The organism is Nitrospirota bacterium (genome assembly GCA_035516965.1).
GTDB lineage: Bacteria > Nitrospirota > UBA9217 > UBA9217 > UBA9217 > MHEA01.
Window position 1 is genome coordinate 23740 of sequence record DATIZR010000047.1, and the last position, 15012, is coordinate 38751.

At 55.6% G+C, this 15012-nt stretch carries 19 protein-coding genes; 8 read left to right on the forward strand and 11 right to left on the reverse strand.

The window, feature by feature from the left end:
- Positions 1–74: 74 nt before the first annotated feature.
- The 11 genes from VL197_07110 to VL197_07160 form a co-directional block, all read right to left on the reverse strand.
- Complete coding sequence (locus VL197_07110; protein HUJ17746.1) at positions 75–248, reverse strand: hypothetical protein; 174 nt, start codon at positions 246–248, stop codon at positions 75–77.
- Positions 249–458: 210 nt separating this feature from the next.
- On the reverse strand, positions 459–1091 hold the full coding sequence (locus tag VL197_07115; GenBank protein HUJ17747.1) for a DUF6691 family protein: 633 nt from the start codon (positions 1089–1091) through the stop codon (positions 459–461).
- Positions 1088–1594, reverse strand: a complete 507-nt coding sequence (locus tag VL197_07120; protein ID HUJ17748.1) for a YeeE/YedE thiosulfate transporter family protein — start codon at positions 1592–1594, stop codon at positions 1088–1090. Before VL197_07120 ends, VL197_07115 begins: the two co-directional genes overlap by 4 nt.
- Positions 1595–2048: 454 nt before the next feature.
- The gene (locus VL197_07125) at positions 2049–2828 is read right to left on the reverse strand and encodes a response regulator (protein HUJ17749.1); all 780 of its coding nucleotides are present in this window, start codon (positions 2826–2828) and stop codon (positions 2049–2051) included.
- A 356-nt stretch (positions 2829–3184) separates the two neighbouring features.
- A complete protein-coding gene (locus VL197_07130) occupies positions 3185–3619 on the reverse strand; it encodes a hypothetical protein (protein HUJ17750.1) in 435 nt (144 codons plus the stop codon).
- A 175-nt stretch (positions 3620–3794) separates the two neighbouring features.
- Complete coding sequence (locus tag VL197_07135; protein HUJ17751.1) at positions 3795–3941, reverse strand: hypothetical protein; 147 nt, start codon at positions 3939–3941, stop codon at positions 3795–3797.
- 181 nt (positions 3942–4122) lie between these two features.
- Complete coding sequence (locus VL197_07140; GenBank protein ID HUJ17752.1) at positions 4123–4950, reverse strand: 4Fe-4S dicluster domain-containing protein; 828 nt, start codon at positions 4948–4950, stop codon at positions 4123–4125.
- Between the two features lie 390 nt (positions 4951–5340).
- Positions 5341–5574, reverse strand: coding sequence for an Lrp/AsnC ligand binding domain-containing protein (locus VL197_07145; protein ID HUJ17753.1), 234 nt, complete (start codon positions 5572–5574; stop codon positions 5341–5343).
- Between the two features lie 278 nt (positions 5575–5852).
- Positions 5853–7112: an ammonium transporter gene (gene amt / locus VL197_07150; GenBank protein HUJ17754.1), complete on the reverse strand. Its 1260-nt coding sequence runs from the start codon at positions 7110–7112 to the stop codon at positions 5853–5855.
- Positions 7113–7122: 10 nt separating this feature from the next.
- Positions 7123–7452, reverse strand: a complete 330-nt coding sequence (locus VL197_07155; protein HUJ17755.1) for a hypothetical protein — start codon at positions 7450–7452, stop codon at positions 7123–7125.
- A 115-nt stretch (positions 7453–7567) separates the two neighbouring features.
- Positions 7568–7906 carry a P-II family nitrogen regulator gene (locus tag VL197_07160; protein HUJ17756.1) on the reverse strand — a complete coding sequence of 113 codons (339 nt, stop codon included), beginning with the start codon at positions 7904–7906 and terminating at the stop codon, positions 7568–7570.
- A gap of 505 nt (positions 7907–8411) precedes the next feature.
- On the opposite strand from VL197_07160, the gene chrA reads away from it, so the two are divergent.
- The 8 genes from chrA to VL197_07200 form a co-directional block, all read left to right on the forward strand.
- Positions 8412–9611, forward strand: coding sequence for a chromate efflux transporter (gene chrA / locus VL197_07165; GenBank protein ID HUJ17757.1), 1200 nt, complete (start codon positions 8412–8414; stop codon positions 9609–9611).
- A 219-nt stretch (positions 9612–9830) separates the two neighbouring features.
- Positions 9831–10772: a YncE family protein gene (locus VL197_07170; protein ID HUJ17758.1), complete on the forward strand. Its 942-nt coding sequence runs from the start codon at positions 9831–9833 to the stop codon at positions 10770–10772.
- 198 nt (positions 10773–10970) lie between these two features.
- Positions 10971–11438 carry a methylglyoxal synthase gene (locus VL197_07175; GenBank protein ID HUJ17759.1) on the forward strand — a complete coding sequence of 156 codons (468 nt, stop codon included), beginning with the start codon at positions 10971–10973 and terminating at the stop codon, positions 11436–11438.
- A gap of 184 nt (positions 11439–11622) precedes the next feature.
- Complete coding sequence (locus VL197_07180; protein HUJ17760.1) at positions 11623–12018, forward strand: ester cyclase; 396 nt, start codon at positions 11623–11625, stop codon at positions 12016–12018.
- Positions 12019–12410: 392 nt separating this feature from the next.
- Complete coding sequence (locus tag VL197_07185; GenBank protein HUJ17761.1) at positions 12411–12743, forward strand: arsenosugar biosynthesis-associated peroxidase-like protein; 333 nt, start codon at positions 12411–12413, stop codon at positions 12741–12743.
- 13 nt (positions 12744–12756) lie between these two features.
- Complete coding sequence (arsS, locus tag VL197_07190) at positions 12757–13695, forward strand: arsenosugar biosynthesis radical SAM (seleno)protein ArsS (protein HUJ17762.1); 939 nt, start codon at positions 12757–12759, stop codon at positions 13693–13695.
- A gap of 210 nt (positions 13696–13905) precedes the next feature.
- On the forward strand, positions 13906–14286 hold the full coding sequence (locus VL197_07195; protein HUJ17763.1) for a ModE family transcriptional regulator: 381 nt from the start codon (positions 13906–13908) through the stop codon (positions 14284–14286).
- Between the two features lie 279 nt (positions 14287–14565).
- A partial coding sequence (locus VL197_07200; GenBank protein HUJ17764.1) for a 2Fe-2S iron-sulfur cluster-binding protein occupies positions 14566–15012 on the forward strand: 447 nt, incomplete at its 3' end.

Consider the following 15012-nt stretch of genomic DNA (forward strand, 5'->3'; position numbering starts at 1 on the left):
CGTTGCCGGGATGGCAACGGGATGCTTCACAGGGCAAGGCATGAAGCAACTATATGAGCCGGAGAGACCGGTCGTCAGCTGCCGGGAAACTTGTCGAGGGGAGCATTTGAGCACGATGCCCCTCCCCCGCATCTCGACGACTTGCCGCCGCACAGGGGATGCCAGTTCTTGAACCCGTAGTAGAACACGATTGCCGCAAAGAGATAGGCAGCTGCCAGGATGGATATGATCATCAGGAATATCGACATGGTCGCATCTCTCAACCTGCATCAAGCGGACGTGCCGCAACCGGGCACGATCTGCTCTTACTACTATTATAGCGTATACGAACCGCGCAGGCGGAAAGTGTCACCATGGCCGCTACCCCGGGAGGCATCAAAACGAGGCCCGGGAAAATTCTTCGGGCCTCGTCAAAACGATTGCGTTAGTGAAGCTTCGTGCCGGTTGTCCCGTCTTAGTTATCTGGCCGCCCGGGACGCACCATGACCAAGCGGAAGAGGCCTGTTCTCCTTTGACGGAGAGTGCCGGCCCCTTCTCTCGTACCGCTCCATGCCGAGGAACATGGCCCCGGCAAGCGCGAAGAGTGCCACGACAAAGACCCAGTGGTTGATGCCGGTCAATCCCGGCAGCGTTACCGAGCCCATATCCGATATCTTGTAGAAGGGCTCGATCAGCGGGAAGACCGCCGAGAAGATCAGGGTCCCGGCTCCAATCCCGAACATCGTCGCAAGGGCATCGAGCCTGCCGGAAGCAAGGCCGGCCACGGCAGTGCCGGGACAGTATCCGCTTACGAGGTAACCGAGTCCGAAAAGCGCTCCCCCTGCCAGCTGGGGCCAGAAGTACGTGGGTATGATCCATATTCTGCTCATGTCAAGGATCTTCAAGTCTGCGAGCAGCACAAGACCGGTCGCTGCGACGAGGATCGCGGTGAACATGGCCTTCGGTACGCTGAAATCGGACAGATAGAAAACACCCGTTAGTTTGTGCGGGTTGCCCAGCCCTCCCCGTTCGAGAAAGAACCCGAAGAACGCCCCCAGAACGACGGCCATCACTAGATTGACGTTGTCACTCAAGAGTAAAGGCGCGCTCATGACCATAACCTCCTGAAGAGAGATGCGAACAGGAATCCGCTGGCAAACATGGCGATGACGAAGACCCAGCCGGACAGAGCAAATTGGGAGCCGCCGGTGAGCGCTACGCCGCTCGTGCATCCCCGCGCGAGCCTGCTGGCGAACCCGAGGAGCGCTCCTCCCCCGAATGCCGTCATCGCCCGCATCCCGACGGTCATGGTCGCGGCCCGGTCGAACCGGAGTTTGAAGCTTCTGCTCAAGGCAACGCCGAGGAACGCGCCGAGGAACACCCCGGCCACTTCAAGGACGGTCCAGTCCCTGAAAGGGGATGTTTCCAGGTACTTCTCGAGGTACGTCAGCGTCGCCGTGTAGCCGGGCAGCACCTCCCTCATGGCCGTCCCGGCGCCAACCGTGAATGCCCGCGAAGCGCCCAGCCCCTGGCCCGCAATTACGAACGATGCCAGGAGGGCCAGGCCGATCCCGGCGCCTGCCAGATAAGGAGACCAGTAACCGCTCTTGTTCATATGCACCTCCCCTTTTTTTCGCCAGTGAAGATTTCGGCTCCGCTGGTCGATGGTTGCATTACCGCATGCATGTGCGGTCTCAACTGAACATCCGGGGGAAAGAAAGGCTCTCGCAGCCATGGAGCGAACGCTGACTTCCCGTGACGACCGGCACTGTTTCATAGTTTCGAATTTTATTAACCTTAATTAATTATTGACCGGGGCACGTCAATTGTCAAGAGCCATGACGGTCCAGGGTGGCAATAGAACGTTGTTTGGCTTGACCATGCAGGACGTCTAGGAAATATCTCCGGGCGTGCATCGATGGGGCCCGCGCCGGATATTGACAGGATGTATCGGAGGGCCACGATGTGTGCAGGCACGCGCTTACGCGTTACGACCATTTCATGCGGCAGGTGAGATCTGGGTGATGTGAAGACCTGGCCAGGAGCCCGAGGCCCGACGGCGCTGTCCGTTATAGTTTCGTTCCCATGCCGACTTTTCCCCCCGGCTCGCCTGCCGAGATGGCGTTGTGGATATACTGCCGGATGAACGCTTCGTCCTCGGGCGCGATCTTGGTGAAGTACAGCCCCATGCCGGTCTCGCGGCCCAGTGCAGGGCCCGGATAGTCGCTGAACAGCACCATGGCGTCAACGCTCACGGGCCGGTCCCCGAGCATGAATTGCACCGCAAGCTTCTCCCGCTCTGCGGCGGGATACCGTGTCTCCACGTACATGCCCTTTGCGGAGAGAACGGTCTCGCACCCGTTTGCGCTGCACTCCAAGGGGTCGCTGTTCACGTACACCGGCAGCCGAAGAAGCATCCGGAGGTTCCGGCGCGGCACGCGTTCGAGCGCCTTCTGGACCGAAAAGTAGAGTTCCTCCGCCTCGACCGGCCAGGCAACGCATTCGGCGGCACCCGCCGCGAGACAATCCTTCGCTCCCACCAGGTCGCCCGAGGAGGTGATCACGATGACCGGAACCGCGGCCGTGCGCTGGTTCTCCCGGAGTTCCTGCAGGAACGCCAGGTCATTGTCCCCCACGAGCGGGAAATGAGCGACTACCAGGTCCGGTACCTGCTTGCCGATGCTCCGGCGAGCCGCTGCATCCGTAGCCGCCGCTTCGACGCGGTATCCCATCCGGTGCAGAAGCAGCGTGAGGTAGTGCAAATGGTTCGGGTCGCGGTCAACCGCGCTGATCAGGCGGTTGCCGTGTAATGCGCGTCCGTGGAACGGAGCAGCGTCGTGGCGTGCCATGGGTCACCTCCTCGTCGTCAGGCTGATGGGGCATCGATGCGACCAACGGTGCGTGGTCCGGAATGCCAGCAGAAAGCCCTTCGCTTTCGTACGCGTCCCTTGCAGCAAAGGTTAATTCTATTGTGACACAGAAAGCAGAACGTTACAAGGTGCCGAGCGACAATCACGCCGTTGCAGCAGTAATACCGTGTCACTCTCACTTTACTCGAGAACGGGGGACCATGCGGCTATCCCGATCAGGCTGGCCTCGTCTTGGCCGGCCTCCGGGACCAGCGATGGGTACGCCCACGCTGTCCGATCAGTTCTCGCACCCGAGGGCCTTACCCCCGACCTGCTGCGTTTCCGACGTTACTGCCTCACCGGTCTTCCTGCCGCCTCCACCTCAGCAGGGAATAAATGACGATCCAGGTGAATGTCCTGAACAGCATGGCAAAGATGCTTTGCGAGGCCACGACCTGCCCGAACTGGTGCATCGCGCTAAGTCCCGCGAACACGATGCCGTGGAACACAAGGATGTTGACGGCCAGGGCGCCGCTCCAGGCACGCCGTTGCCACATGCCGACCCCGGCGCCGACGGAAACAAAGCCCATCGCCACGTTGTACCAGACAAGCCAGGGAAGCACGGGGTAATCGGGAACCCACAGGCCGAGCAGGACACTGCCTCCCTGCCTGATGGAGAGCAGCCCGAGCACGACTGCCAGGATCGACGCGACACGGTCCCTCTTCTGCTGGGTTATTGTTCCCCCTGCAGGAGAATGAACCTTTTTTAGGGGACCCTTCTTCTTTGCCACAGACAACCTCCGGTGCACTTCTTCAGCTTGCAAATGGAAGCACAGCATTTGCAATGACATGACGCCGTGATAAGCCGCTACTCAAACGGCCGTGTGCCGTCAAGCAGCGCCGGGAATTTTATTCCCTGCGAGACCGGGACAGGGATCCTGCACAGGGCAACCATGCATGCCCGTGCTACTTGCTCCCGAGCCACTTGTCGAAGAAATACCAGAAGGACACGAGCACCGCGACGAGAAACACGATCTTTGCGATGTTCAGGATGAAATGGCCCTCCCCCTCCTTCTGTTCCTCATGACCTGATGGCGCGTTCTTCTTCTCCACAGTACCTCCCTGCATCACTTCAGAATTCAGACTCCCGGATGTGCTGCCAGTCAGTTTCATAGCATTTTTCAGTGTCCATCAGCGTCAAATATCTCCGCCGCGAGCAAACCCTGTCCTCGAATTCCGCGCAGGGAAATATCAGGGCAGATCTGTGTCAAGCCCCTGAAGGCATCGCAGGCTCTCACCGCTGTCCTGCTCCCTGTCTCGGAACCAGCGTGATCGCCCCGGGAACACACGCCCTCCTGCACAGGCCGCAGCCGAAGCACTTCTGGGGATCGATATGGGCGTGGGACGCACCGGCATGGTTATGGCTGGATATGGCCCGGAAATGGCACTCACTGTCGCACAAGCCGCAGCCGGTGCAAAGCGCGTCTTCCACCCGTGCGACCTGCTCAGCCCGCTCCATGGTCTCGACCGTGGTCCGCGACAGGGTCAGCATGGCGAGGCAGTCCTCGGGCCGGCAATTGCAGATCGCGCCGATGAAGGGGGTCATCATGGTCCAGATCGTATGGACCCTTCCCTGCTCTTCCATTTCCCGCATCTGCGCAACGGCAGCGTCCGGCGTGAGCGATTCCAGGCCTTCATCGGAGGCCTTGCCGAAGTACCCCATGTCGATCGATCGGTACCAGGCCTCGGGACCGTAGCTCACCGCGTAACAGCAGCGTTCTTCCTTTTTCCCGATGTTCCACCGGCACGCGCAGGGCATGCGCACAACGGTCCTGGCACTGTTGACCACCTCGTCGATCTCCTCGATGGGCAGCACCTGGCCGAAATGCTCGGCCTTTGCCTTTTCGACCATGGCCTTCGCCACCGCGCGCGGGAGCTTGCCCTTCTTGCGGTAGATCGTCTCGAGCCTTCCCAGGGTCTGAAAGCCTTCGCCGAACGCCGTGGTGAGGAAGTTCTCGATGTAGCGCCGCCGGTTGAGGTCCGACAGGAGATCCTGGGCGTAGTTCGCCGCGTTCTTGTACCAGATCTTTCCTTCGCCGTGCTTCGTACAGAATTCACACATAAGAGAGTTCCCTCATAATCAACCTTCTCACCGTGAATACGCATGCCTTTGGGGCCATCGGGAACAGGCTGCGTCTCGCATGCAAGTTACTCGACACTGACGGACACTGATGCAATCATCATAAAACGTCATGATTCTTCCCGGATCGAGGTCAATGCACATCCCTGCCCGGAAGCTCCCGCTTCCGGGAGACCAAGATCCTTTCCCCTGGCTGGTACGGCGAGCATAATACAGAGAGGCGGAAAATGCAAGAAATACGACGGATATCCCTGAGCGGGCGGAGCGGTGCGCCCTTCACGTATGAGCGCGAGCGGATGACCCAGCGCGGTGCATCATTAACTCTCATTCGGGATTATGTCGAAACCCCGAGGGGAAGACTCGGGAACGTCTTCAATCGATCACCACGTCCGTAACTGTTCCGGCTATGCTGTCGATCTTCTGGATCTTCGCAATAAGCACGTCGCCGAGAGCCTTCGCGTCTGCCGCCTCAACAAAGGCGATCACGTCATGCGGCCCGGTTACGACTGCCGCGGATTTCACGCCCTTGATCTTCCGGGCAGCCGCCGCGACATCGCGCGATGCGCCCGGATACGCCTCGATAAGCACATAAGCCTTTACTGCCATGGAAGCCACCTCCTTGCGAATACTATCCACTCTGGTGTTCTCTTGGGAACAGTTCAAGGATAGCACCGCCCGTTGAAGCACGTCAAGAAATGAGCCCGATAGCCGCTCCGGATGAGACCTTAGTAACAGCGATGTCAGCAGGGTTGTCAGGCAGAATCGGAAAGGGATGAAAGCCGCACCAGGGGAAAAATCGGGCCGGCATGCAATGCATGCCGGCCCAGGTTGCCGCTCTCCATATGAGGGAGGATGGAGACTTTTTGTGAATGCTCAGTTGTTCCCTATCTGCGTGTCTTCGTTATGCTGAAGTCAGGATAGGCCGTAACCGCGACCTCGCTCTGGTCCAGGCCCTCGAACTCCACTTCTTCCGATACCCGCATCGGGATGATCCTGTCCAGCAACTTGAAGAACAGGTACATCACGGAAAAAACGAATACGAAGTTCACCACGACACCGATGATCTGCGCCACGAGTTGCGTTCCGCCTCCGTACAACAGCCCTCTGACCATACCAGAAACATTGTTCAAGCCGTTTCCATAAGTACCGTCGGCAAAAAGCCCGAGGCTGATCATTCCCCAGGCGCCGCAAATGCCGTGGACCGATATGGCGCCGACCGGATCGTCCACCTTCAGCTTCCGTTCAACAAAGAAAACACTTGCGCAGCAAAGCACGCCGGCGGCAAACCCTATCATGATCGCTCCTAAGGGACTCACGAATGCGCAGGGCCCCGAGATGGCAACGAGCCCGCCGAGGAGCCCGTTCGCGATCAGCGAAAGATCGGGTTTCCCGTACATGAACCACACGTAGCACATGGCCGCGACAGCCGCAGCCACGCCCGCAAGCATGGTATTTCCCGCGATGACGCCGAGCCGGAGACCGCCGTCAGCCATGGCCGGGCCTGCATTGAACCCGAACCACCCGAAGAAAAGTATCAAACACCCTACAACAGCCATCGGGATATGATGACCGGGAATGGCAACAGGAGTTCCGTTGGCCCGGTATTTCCCCATGCGGGGACCGAGCACCATCGCACCCGCGAGCCCGGCAACGCCGCCGACCATGTGAACAACCGATGAACCGGCAAAGTCGAGGACCCCGTGTCCGAGACCGAAGTTCCTGCCGAGCTGAGCGAGCCATCCCCCGCTCCACACCCAGTTTGCGTACAAGGGATACACGAACATGGCGATGAAGAAACCGTACGCCACGAAGGACTTGAACGTCCAGCGCTCCGCCATCGCGCCGGTCGGTATGGTCGCCGCGATGTTCAGGTAGACCACCTGGGACAGGAAGAGCACGATGATCGAGGCATCTGACGCCACGTTGGTCAGAAAAAATCCTGAGCCGCCGGTTCGGACCGCATGGCCGCATATCCAGTACCCGAGCACGCCGAAAACGAAGACCATCATGTTCATCGCCATGGAATGGCCCGCGTTCTTCGCTCTCGTGAACCCCGTCTCCATCATGGCAAAACCGGCCTGCATGAAAATGACGAGAAACGCACAGATCAGCGTCCCCATGACGACAAGTATTGAGCTGTTCATAATTTGTCCTTCATAGCTGCATCATGTCCCCGAACTGGATGATCATCCCGCCGCACACGATTACGGCCAATCCCACCCATGTGGCAGGCGGTATCTCTTCCTTGAACACGAACCGTCCGAACAAGATGCTGATGAGCGCAAAGACCGCGACATACACGCCGAGTAATTTTGAAAAATCCCATTTCACCATGTTGACCACCACGCCGTAGCAGCCCAGCATGGCAAAGCCGATCAATATGATGACGAGGCCGCTCCCGCGAAGCCCCTTGCGAACCACTGCGTCGCCGCCGACCTCGAGAATTGCCGCACCGATAAAAATGAGCCACGCAAGATATGTCATCTGTAATTTTCCGAAGTCCGGAATCCTTTCTTCTTTCGTTTATCTCTATTATATCTTTTTCGAGAGAGCATTTCATCGTCCCGGCGACCTTTACCCGCCGGCGGAACGAATCACCTTATAGTGCGGCCATGCCGGTTTCGTTGGTCCGTATCCTTATAGCGTCGGCCATGTCGTGTACGAATATCTTTCCGTCTCCCACCTCGCCGGTCAACGCGGCTTCACGGACTGCCTTGACGATCCTGTCCGTGTCTTCGTCTTTTACGACCACTTCCACTCGCGCTTTGGCCACCAGATTCACTTTATACGATACGCCGCGATACTTCGTTATGAGCCCTTTTTGGCGTCCATGGCCTTTAATTTCAGAGATCGTAACGCCGGGATGGCCCACTTTGTCCAAAGCGGCGCAGACCTCTGAAACCTTGGCCGGACGTATAATCGCTTCAATCCTTTTCATAGGAATCTCCTTTTCTTTCGATATCAAATGCCTCGAACATTACGTCCCTTCCCTTTGACAGGCACATCTCTGACCATTACTTCGATCTTCACCTTGCCATTGTTAAAGCAAAGCCCGTGCCACGCTCGAGTGGAATGATAAAGGAACAAAATGCCCTATTTTATTGCTCAAACTTGCACAATCAGCATGCTGCAGAGCGTTCTCTTGTCTCATGATAGATGAAATTGTAGGCCTATGATCAATAAATGGGCATCCAGACGAAGACCGGGGCAACCCTTTCCAGATGACGAAATCGCGGACACAAGCCCGGATCATGCCGGCTCGTGTGCCTGTACTCCCCGATAGTCGGTTGATTACAGGGTCTCCTGGAGGGTTTAATTCTTTTTTAATTTTTCGCGCTGTTGACAATTTTTTAGAATAAGCATAGATTTCTTTTTGAGATGTGCAGCGGTCGCAGTCTGTAAAAAATGCCGTTTTCATCCCTGCGATCTTTCACTTTGTCAATATGGACACCTCGCAGAAATTAACTGCCTTTCAAGTATTCAAAATATTCTTGAGGCTCGGCTTGACGTCGTTTGGCGGACCGGTAGCGCATCTCGGATACTTTCGAAACGAATTTGTCGCTCGACGCAAAACTTTGAGCGAGGAGGCGTATGCCGATCTCGTCGCCCTGTGCCAGTTTCTTCCCGGTCCGGCCAGCAGCCAGGTCGGCATCTCAATCGGAATGTCTCAGGCGGGTATCCGCGGCGCTTTGGCGGCATGGGCCGGGTTCACCCTGCCATCGGCCTTGGCGCTGATCCTGTTCGGGTATGGCGTTAACACCTTGCAGAGCGCCGTGGTCCACGCCGGCTGGCTCCATGGGTTGAAGGTTGTCGCCGTAGCGGTAGTGGCCCTGGCGATCCGGGGAATGGCAAAGGCATTGGCTCCCGACCGGCCCCGCGGCACAATGGCCGTACTTTCCACGGTGCTTGTGCTTGTCTGGCCAAGCGCCTGGGGACAGATAATCGCGATTCTCGTCGGCGGGCTGTTCGGGCTGATTATTTTGAAGTCAGACATTGTGCCGGGCCATTCAACCCTGCACATCCCGATCAATCGTGCCACGGCAATTTTCTGTATCGGCCTGTTTGCCGTATTGCTCTTCGGTATTCCCATTCTTGCGGGATACGTTCACGGTCATACGATAGCGCTCATTGACAGCTTCTACAGAACAGGCTCTCTGGTCTTTGGCGGCGGACATGTTGTTCTCCCCCTGTTGCAGACAGCAGTCGTTTCTCCGGGATGGGTAAGCAAAGATCTGTTTCTGGCTGGTTACGGGGCTGCCCAAGCGGTGCCGGGACCCCTGTTCACTTTTTCCGCCTATCTCGGAACGGTCATGCAACCGTCGCCCAGCGGCTGGGTCGGCGGAGCCATCTGTTTGACAGTTATTTATGTGCCGTCATTCCTTCTCCTGATGGGAATCCTCCCTTTCTGGGAGACGCTGAGAAAAGAAAAGGCTGTCCGGTGCGCTCTGATGGGAGTCAACGCGGCTGTCGTAGGGCTGCTTTTGGCGGCATTTTATGACCCCGTCTGGACGAGCGGCATCTTGTCGGCACATGATTTCATCCTGGGGCTGATAGCCTTTTGTCTTCTTTCTCTCTGGAAAACTCCACCCTGGGTGGTGGTGACAATAACCGCGCTGGGCGGAATGCTTGCTGCGATGCTGTGACAGAGAGCACGCACTTCTTCCTGTTATCTCCACCCGTGATGTTCTTTTCACAAGGAGTTTATAATGGGAACCTGTCTTTAATTTCTAACGGCCTTGATCAGAGATCGGGAGTATAAGACTAACGCGACGAAAGGCGGATTCATGATGAGAACATTATTATTGCTTTTTTGCAGCCTGTGCATAAGCACGATCTCTTATGCTGCGGAACCCGGGTATCACGTGATCAAGAAACTGCATCTCGGCGGTGACGGGGGCTGGGATTATCTGACGGTGGATAGCACAGCGCGTCGCCTGTACCTATCGCGAAGTACCCACGTGATGGTGGTCGATATCGACACCGATAGATTGATAGGCGACATCCCGGACACACCGGGTGTCCACGGAATCGCTCTGGCGCCGGAGCTGAAACGTGGCTTTATCAGCAATGGGAAAGCAGATACGGCGACTATTTTCGACTTGAACACGCTCAAGGTTCTTGGATACGTGAAAACAGGAGCCAATCCCGATGCGATACTTTACGACCCTGCCTTCAAACGGCTATTCACGTTCAATGGACGAAGCAAAGACGCAACCGTGTTCGATGCAGTATCTGATAAGGTCCTCGGTACGATCGCCCTCGGCGGAAAGCCGGAATTTGCCGCAACCGACGGCAGGGGCAGGGTCTATGTGAATATCGAAGATACGAGCGAGGTTGTCGAAATCGACAGCCAAAAGCGCGCAGTGACAAAGCGGTCCTCGCTCAAGCCTTGCGAAGAGCCCACGGGCATGGCCATTGATGCGGAGCAGCACCGGGTCTTTGCCGGATGCCACAGCAGGGTCATGGCCGTTCTGGATACGGATACGGGCAACGTGATCTCCTTCGTTCCGATCGGCGAGGGTGTTGACGGGAACGGATTTGATCCCGGGACGGGGCTGGCGTTCAGTTCCAATGGAGACGGCACTCTCACCGTGGTGCGGGAGGCATCTCCCGGGAAGTTCGAGGTGGTTCAGACGGTCACCACGCAGCGCGGATCCCGCACCATGGCCATCGACCCCAGGAACCACACCCTATACTTGCCGGCAGCTGAATTTGCAGCCCTCCTGCCGGCTACCCCGTCAACGCCAAAGCCGCGACCAACAATGGTCAAGGACAGCTTTACGGTTCTGGTGGTCGGAAGATAGAGCCTCGTGAACGTATTAGGTGTAGCGCATTCTGAGTGAGCAGTCATTAGTTCATACTTTACTAGAGAAGCAGCAAAAGAATTGCGAAAGGCCGGCATCTCGCAATTGATGACAGTTGTGTACTTCTGTAAACTTTCTCGTCATATTGTCTGCCGCATTGAAAATGAGTTTCTATTACATAGGAGGAGATGAATTTATATGAATCACAAGAAGATCGTGATGGAACACGATAAAAAGATTGCCCTCGTCGCACATGACAATAAGAAACGTGATCTGGTTGAGTGGGCAAAATACAATCAAGTGCTCCTGGCTCATCACAAGATATACGCAACGGGGACAACCGGCGAGATTTTGGAACAACAGCTTGGCTTCAAAATTAACAAACTCCAGAGCGGGCCTTTGGGCGGGGATCAGCAAATCGGCGCCAAGATAGCCGACGGCGAGATCGATTTTCTCATTTTTTTCTGGGATCCGCTCGAACCGCAGCCCCACGATCCGGATGTGAAGGCGCTCCTGCGCATGGCTGTCGTTTGGAATATTCCCATTGCCTGCAATCGCGCCTCCGCCGATTTCATGATCTCCTCCCCGTTGATGGATGGCGATTATGATCGTCTTGTGCCGGATTACAATGTCTATCGAAGCCGGAAAATTGTTGGGGATGGATGAGCGGGGCAAGGCGCGGCTGGATCATACGAGTGACGTCTCCTCCTTTGTTGTGAATCAAATGCTTCGCTACCGCGAGAAGCAACCCTGCCGGAATGAAGCGCCATCCCGGTATGGTATAATGCATACTGGAAAGGCCGAGTGAGACTTGCCATGAGCAATAAAAACCCGGGAAGCAAATAAAACGATAGCCAAACGATTAGCAGAAGAGGTCTTCAGCAAGGGAAAGATGGATGTCTTTGACGAGATATTCGCGGACAGCTATGTAATGCACAACATGCCCGTTCCGAACATACCCGGAACGAAAGAGGGGTTCAGGAAACTGGTGCTCGCGACGAGGCACGCATTCCCCGACGTTCAGGTGCACGTCGACGACATGGTCGCGGAGGGTGACTTTGCTGTTTTTCACGACCATGTTGAGGCAACGAGCACGGGCGATTTTCTGGGTGTTCCGCCGAGCGGCGGGCGGATCGCGTGGACCGAGATCCACTTCCTCCGGATCGTGGACGGCAAGATCGTGGAGCATTGGACCAACTTTGACCAGCTTGGGATCCTGATGCAACTCGGAGCCATCCCCTCGTAGTCTGAGTGAACGTGCGGAACGCTTGTTCTCGGTCGGGCTGTCGAGGAGAGCAACACGAAACCCGAAAATGCTGTTGGGTTGCGCTTCGCGTAACCCAGCCTACGAACCACACCGCGGACTTGCAGATGCTCTTCGTTGCTCCAGAATCGAGGGAGACTTGGAGAATAGGGTTGGAGTTTGTAGTGAGCTTTTCTTCCCGTACTTGTTGAGATCGCCAATTTTGCAACACTGCATGTTTGAACCCGTATTCTTCAGTCAGAATCTACCGTCTCCTGCCCTTATGACACTATTGATTTGATTCTCCTGACTCAAGATAAAAGTTACGCAGGTAACATTGCAAAGCCACCTCTCGACCTGGTACAATGACCGGCGGGTCAATAAAGGAGGACACTATGGGAGATTATTACAAAGCCGAAGATTTAGATCGGTTCGGGGAAGTAGGAAAACACAACCCTGAGCTATTCAAAAAGTTTCTTGCGTGGTACACTGCTGCTCTAGAGCCTGGCATGCTCACAAAACGGGAAAAAGCATTAATCGGAGTTGCCGTTGCGCATGCGGTTCAGTGTCCCTACTGTATTGATGCCTATACCAAAGCCTGCATGGAGGAAGGCATGAGCCTCGAACATATCACGGAGGCGGTTCATGTGGCAGCCGCGATCAGGGGCGGCGCTTCCCTTGTGCACACGATCCAGGCACATAACGTCGCGGACAAGCTCTCTTTGTGAGGAATCGACCGTCATGCAGGAATCAGCTTTTTCCAAAAAGGTGCTTTCGGTACATTCAGGGCCGCTCACGGCCAGGGAGATCCCGACCCTCCAGGTGAACGTAGGGTACCGTTGCAACCTGTCGTGCAAGCATTGTCATGTAGAGGGTGGTCCTTCCCGGACAGAAATGATGGACGAGGAGACCGTGGATAGTGTCCTTGCTGTGCTCGCGAGATTACCGATCGGTACCATCGACATTACCGGCGGCGCTCCTGAAATGAACCCTCACTTCAGATATTTGATTACCGAAGCACGAAAATTGAACAAACATGTTATAGCACGCACGAACCTGGCCATCTTTTATGAAGAAGGTATGGAGGATATCCCCGAATTTTATCGGGAAAGGAGTGTGGAGCTCGTTGCCTCTCTGCCCTATTATATCGAAGACACTGTCGATCGCGTGCGGGGCGGCGGGATCTTCAAGAAATGCATTACATCGCTCCAGAACCTGAACTCTCTGGGATACGGCGAGCAGGGAGGCCTCGTCCTGAACCTGGTCTATAACCCGCCGGGCGCATTTCTTGCGCCCGACCAGAGGACCCTTGAAGCGGAATATAAGAGAGAACTGCAGGCCCGGTTTGGCATTTCTTTCAACAGACTCTACACTTTCACCAATATGCCCATCGGCAGGTTCAGGCAATTTCTCGCGCGCACCGGTAATCTTGATAAGTACATGGACAAGCTTATCTGTTCGTTCAATCCAGCGACCCTCGACGGCATCATGTGCCGCCATCTGGTCAGTGTTGGATGGGACGGAATACTCTATGACTGCGACTTTAACCAGGTACTCGATATAGCAGTGAGTACCGCGCGCACGAACATCCGGGACTTCGATCTAGCTGCTATTTCACAACGTACTATTAATGTAGGTGACCATTGCTTCGGGTGCACTGCAGGCCAGGGTTCAACTTGAATAGGTTCGACTGCGTAGCAGGCAGGCTGCCTGCTGATAAAAGAAACGCTACTAACGGCAGTATCATGTTCTTCCTAAAACGGCTGAAGTTGCCACTCTTGAAACAGTTCAGATTTCATGCCGTAGCTGTTACTATCTGCCCTAAAAACCCATTCTACTCGAGCTGATTTTATTCTTGCCTACCGCTATTCCCTATGATATATTGCGCTCATGCCGATGCCGAAAAGAAAGAGTAACCATAAGCGTTGCATCGAACCCATTCGTGGCGTGCGCGGCCGAATCTGGATAGACGGTCCAGAGGGCACATTCATTGGTTGGGGTCGAGTTAATCTGCTTGAACAAATCCGTGAGCAAGGTTCGATAACCAAAGCCGCTAAGTCCCTGGAAATGGCATATCGCCATGCTTGGGATCTTGTGGACTCCATGAACCGGCAATCAAAGATGCCATTTGTTGAGGTGTCCGCCGGTGGCAAAGGCGGTGGTGGTGCGCGAGTCACGGAAGAAGGCGAGAAGGCAATCCGGCTTTTTCGTCAATTTGCTGAAGATTTCAAAGTCTTCTTAGAGCGAGAACAAAAGAAGTTGCGTTTGTAAGAAAAAGTGCCGCAAGCGTGTTCCCAATAGTTCTGCAGGATCGGCACAGATCGGTGCAAATGAAAAGGGGCGGAATACTCCCAGGATTCCTCCCATTGCACTGATCTGTGCCGAGTTTTCTCGTTTCAATAAACATCTTGGGACCTTTCGTTCCGCTTACCTGTAGTTCGTTATTTTAATTACGCCTGGAGATGTTCGCCTGTTCGCATATTCGCAAGGCAGGGCATGTTGATTTCGAATTTATTGTAATAAGGGAGAAGCCGAAAGGACTCGATAAGGATGAAGACACTGCGAACGCTGCACACGAGCACGATACAGATCACGGTCAATGGCAGACAGATCAATGCCCAAAAAGGCAAATCCATTCTGGAGGCCTGCAAGGAAGCGTCCATCTTCATCCCGACGCTGTGTTATGACGAACGGCTTGAGGCCTACGGAGGCTGCCGGTTATGCATTGTTGAAGTGAAGGGCATCAATAGACCGCTGACCTCGTGCACAACGCCCGTCGAGGACGGGATGGAAATCAAGACTGAGAGCGAGACCCTGACCAGGCTCAGAAGAACAACGCTTTCCCTGGTTCTTTCTAACCATCCCAACGACTGCATGTGCTGTGACAGTGCGGGAGACTGCGCGCTTCAGGAGCTGGCCTACCTGTATGATATAAAGCCCGGAACATTCGCGGGCGAGAAATGGGACAAACCGATACGGGAAGACAACCCGTTCATA

Coding starts and splice junctions, on each gene's coding strand:
- VL197_07110 (HUJ17746.1), bottom strand. CDS start 248: ATGTCGATATTCCTGATGATCATATCCATCCTGGCAGCTGCCTATCTC.
- VL197_07115 (HUJ17747.1), bottom strand. CDS start 1,091: ATGAGCGCGCCTTTACTCTTGAGTGACAACGTCAATCTAGTGATGGCC.
- VL197_07120 (HUJ17748.1), bottom strand. CDS start 1,594: ATGAACAAGAGCGGTTACTGGTCTCCTTATCTGGCAGGCGCCGGGATC.
- VL197_07125 (HUJ17749.1), bottom strand. CDS start 2,828: ATGGCACGCCACGACGCTGCTCCGTTCCACGGACGCGCATTACACGGC.
- VL197_07140 (HUJ17752.1), bottom strand. CDS start 4,950: ATGTGTGAATTCTGTACGAAGCACGGCGAAGGAAAGATCTGGTACAAG.
- VL197_07145 (HUJ17753.1), bottom strand. CDS start 5,574: ATGGCAGTAAAGGCTTATGTGCTTATCGAGGCGTATCCGGGCGCATCG.
- amt (HUJ17754.1), bottom strand. CDS start 7,112: ATGAACAGCTCAATACTTGTCGTCATGGGGACGCTGATCTGTGCGTTT.
- VL197_07155 (HUJ17755.1), bottom strand. CDS start 7,452: ATGACATATCTTGCGTGGCTCATTTTTATCGGTGCGGCAATTCTCGAG.
- VL197_07160 (HUJ17756.1), bottom strand. CDS start 7,906: ATGAAAAGGATTGAAGCGATTATACGTCCGGCCAAGGTTTCAGAGGTC.
- chrA (HUJ17757.1), top strand. CDS start 8,412: ATGGACACCTCGCAGAAATTAACTGCCTTTCAAGTATTCAAAATATTC.
- VL197_07175 (HUJ17759.1), top strand. CDS start 10,971: ATGAATCACAAGAAGATCGTGATGGAACACGATAAAAAGATTGCCCTC.
- VL197_07185 (HUJ17761.1), top strand. CDS start 12,411: ATGGGAGATTATTACAAAGCCGAAGATTTAGATCGGTTCGGGGAAGTA.
- arsS (HUJ17762.1), top strand. CDS start 12,757: ATGCAGGAATCAGCTTTTTCCAAAAAGGTGCTTTCGGTACATTCAGGG.
- VL197_07195 (HUJ17763.1), top strand. CDS start 13,906: ATGCCGATGCCGAAAAGAAAGAGTAACCATAAGCGTTGCATCGAACCC.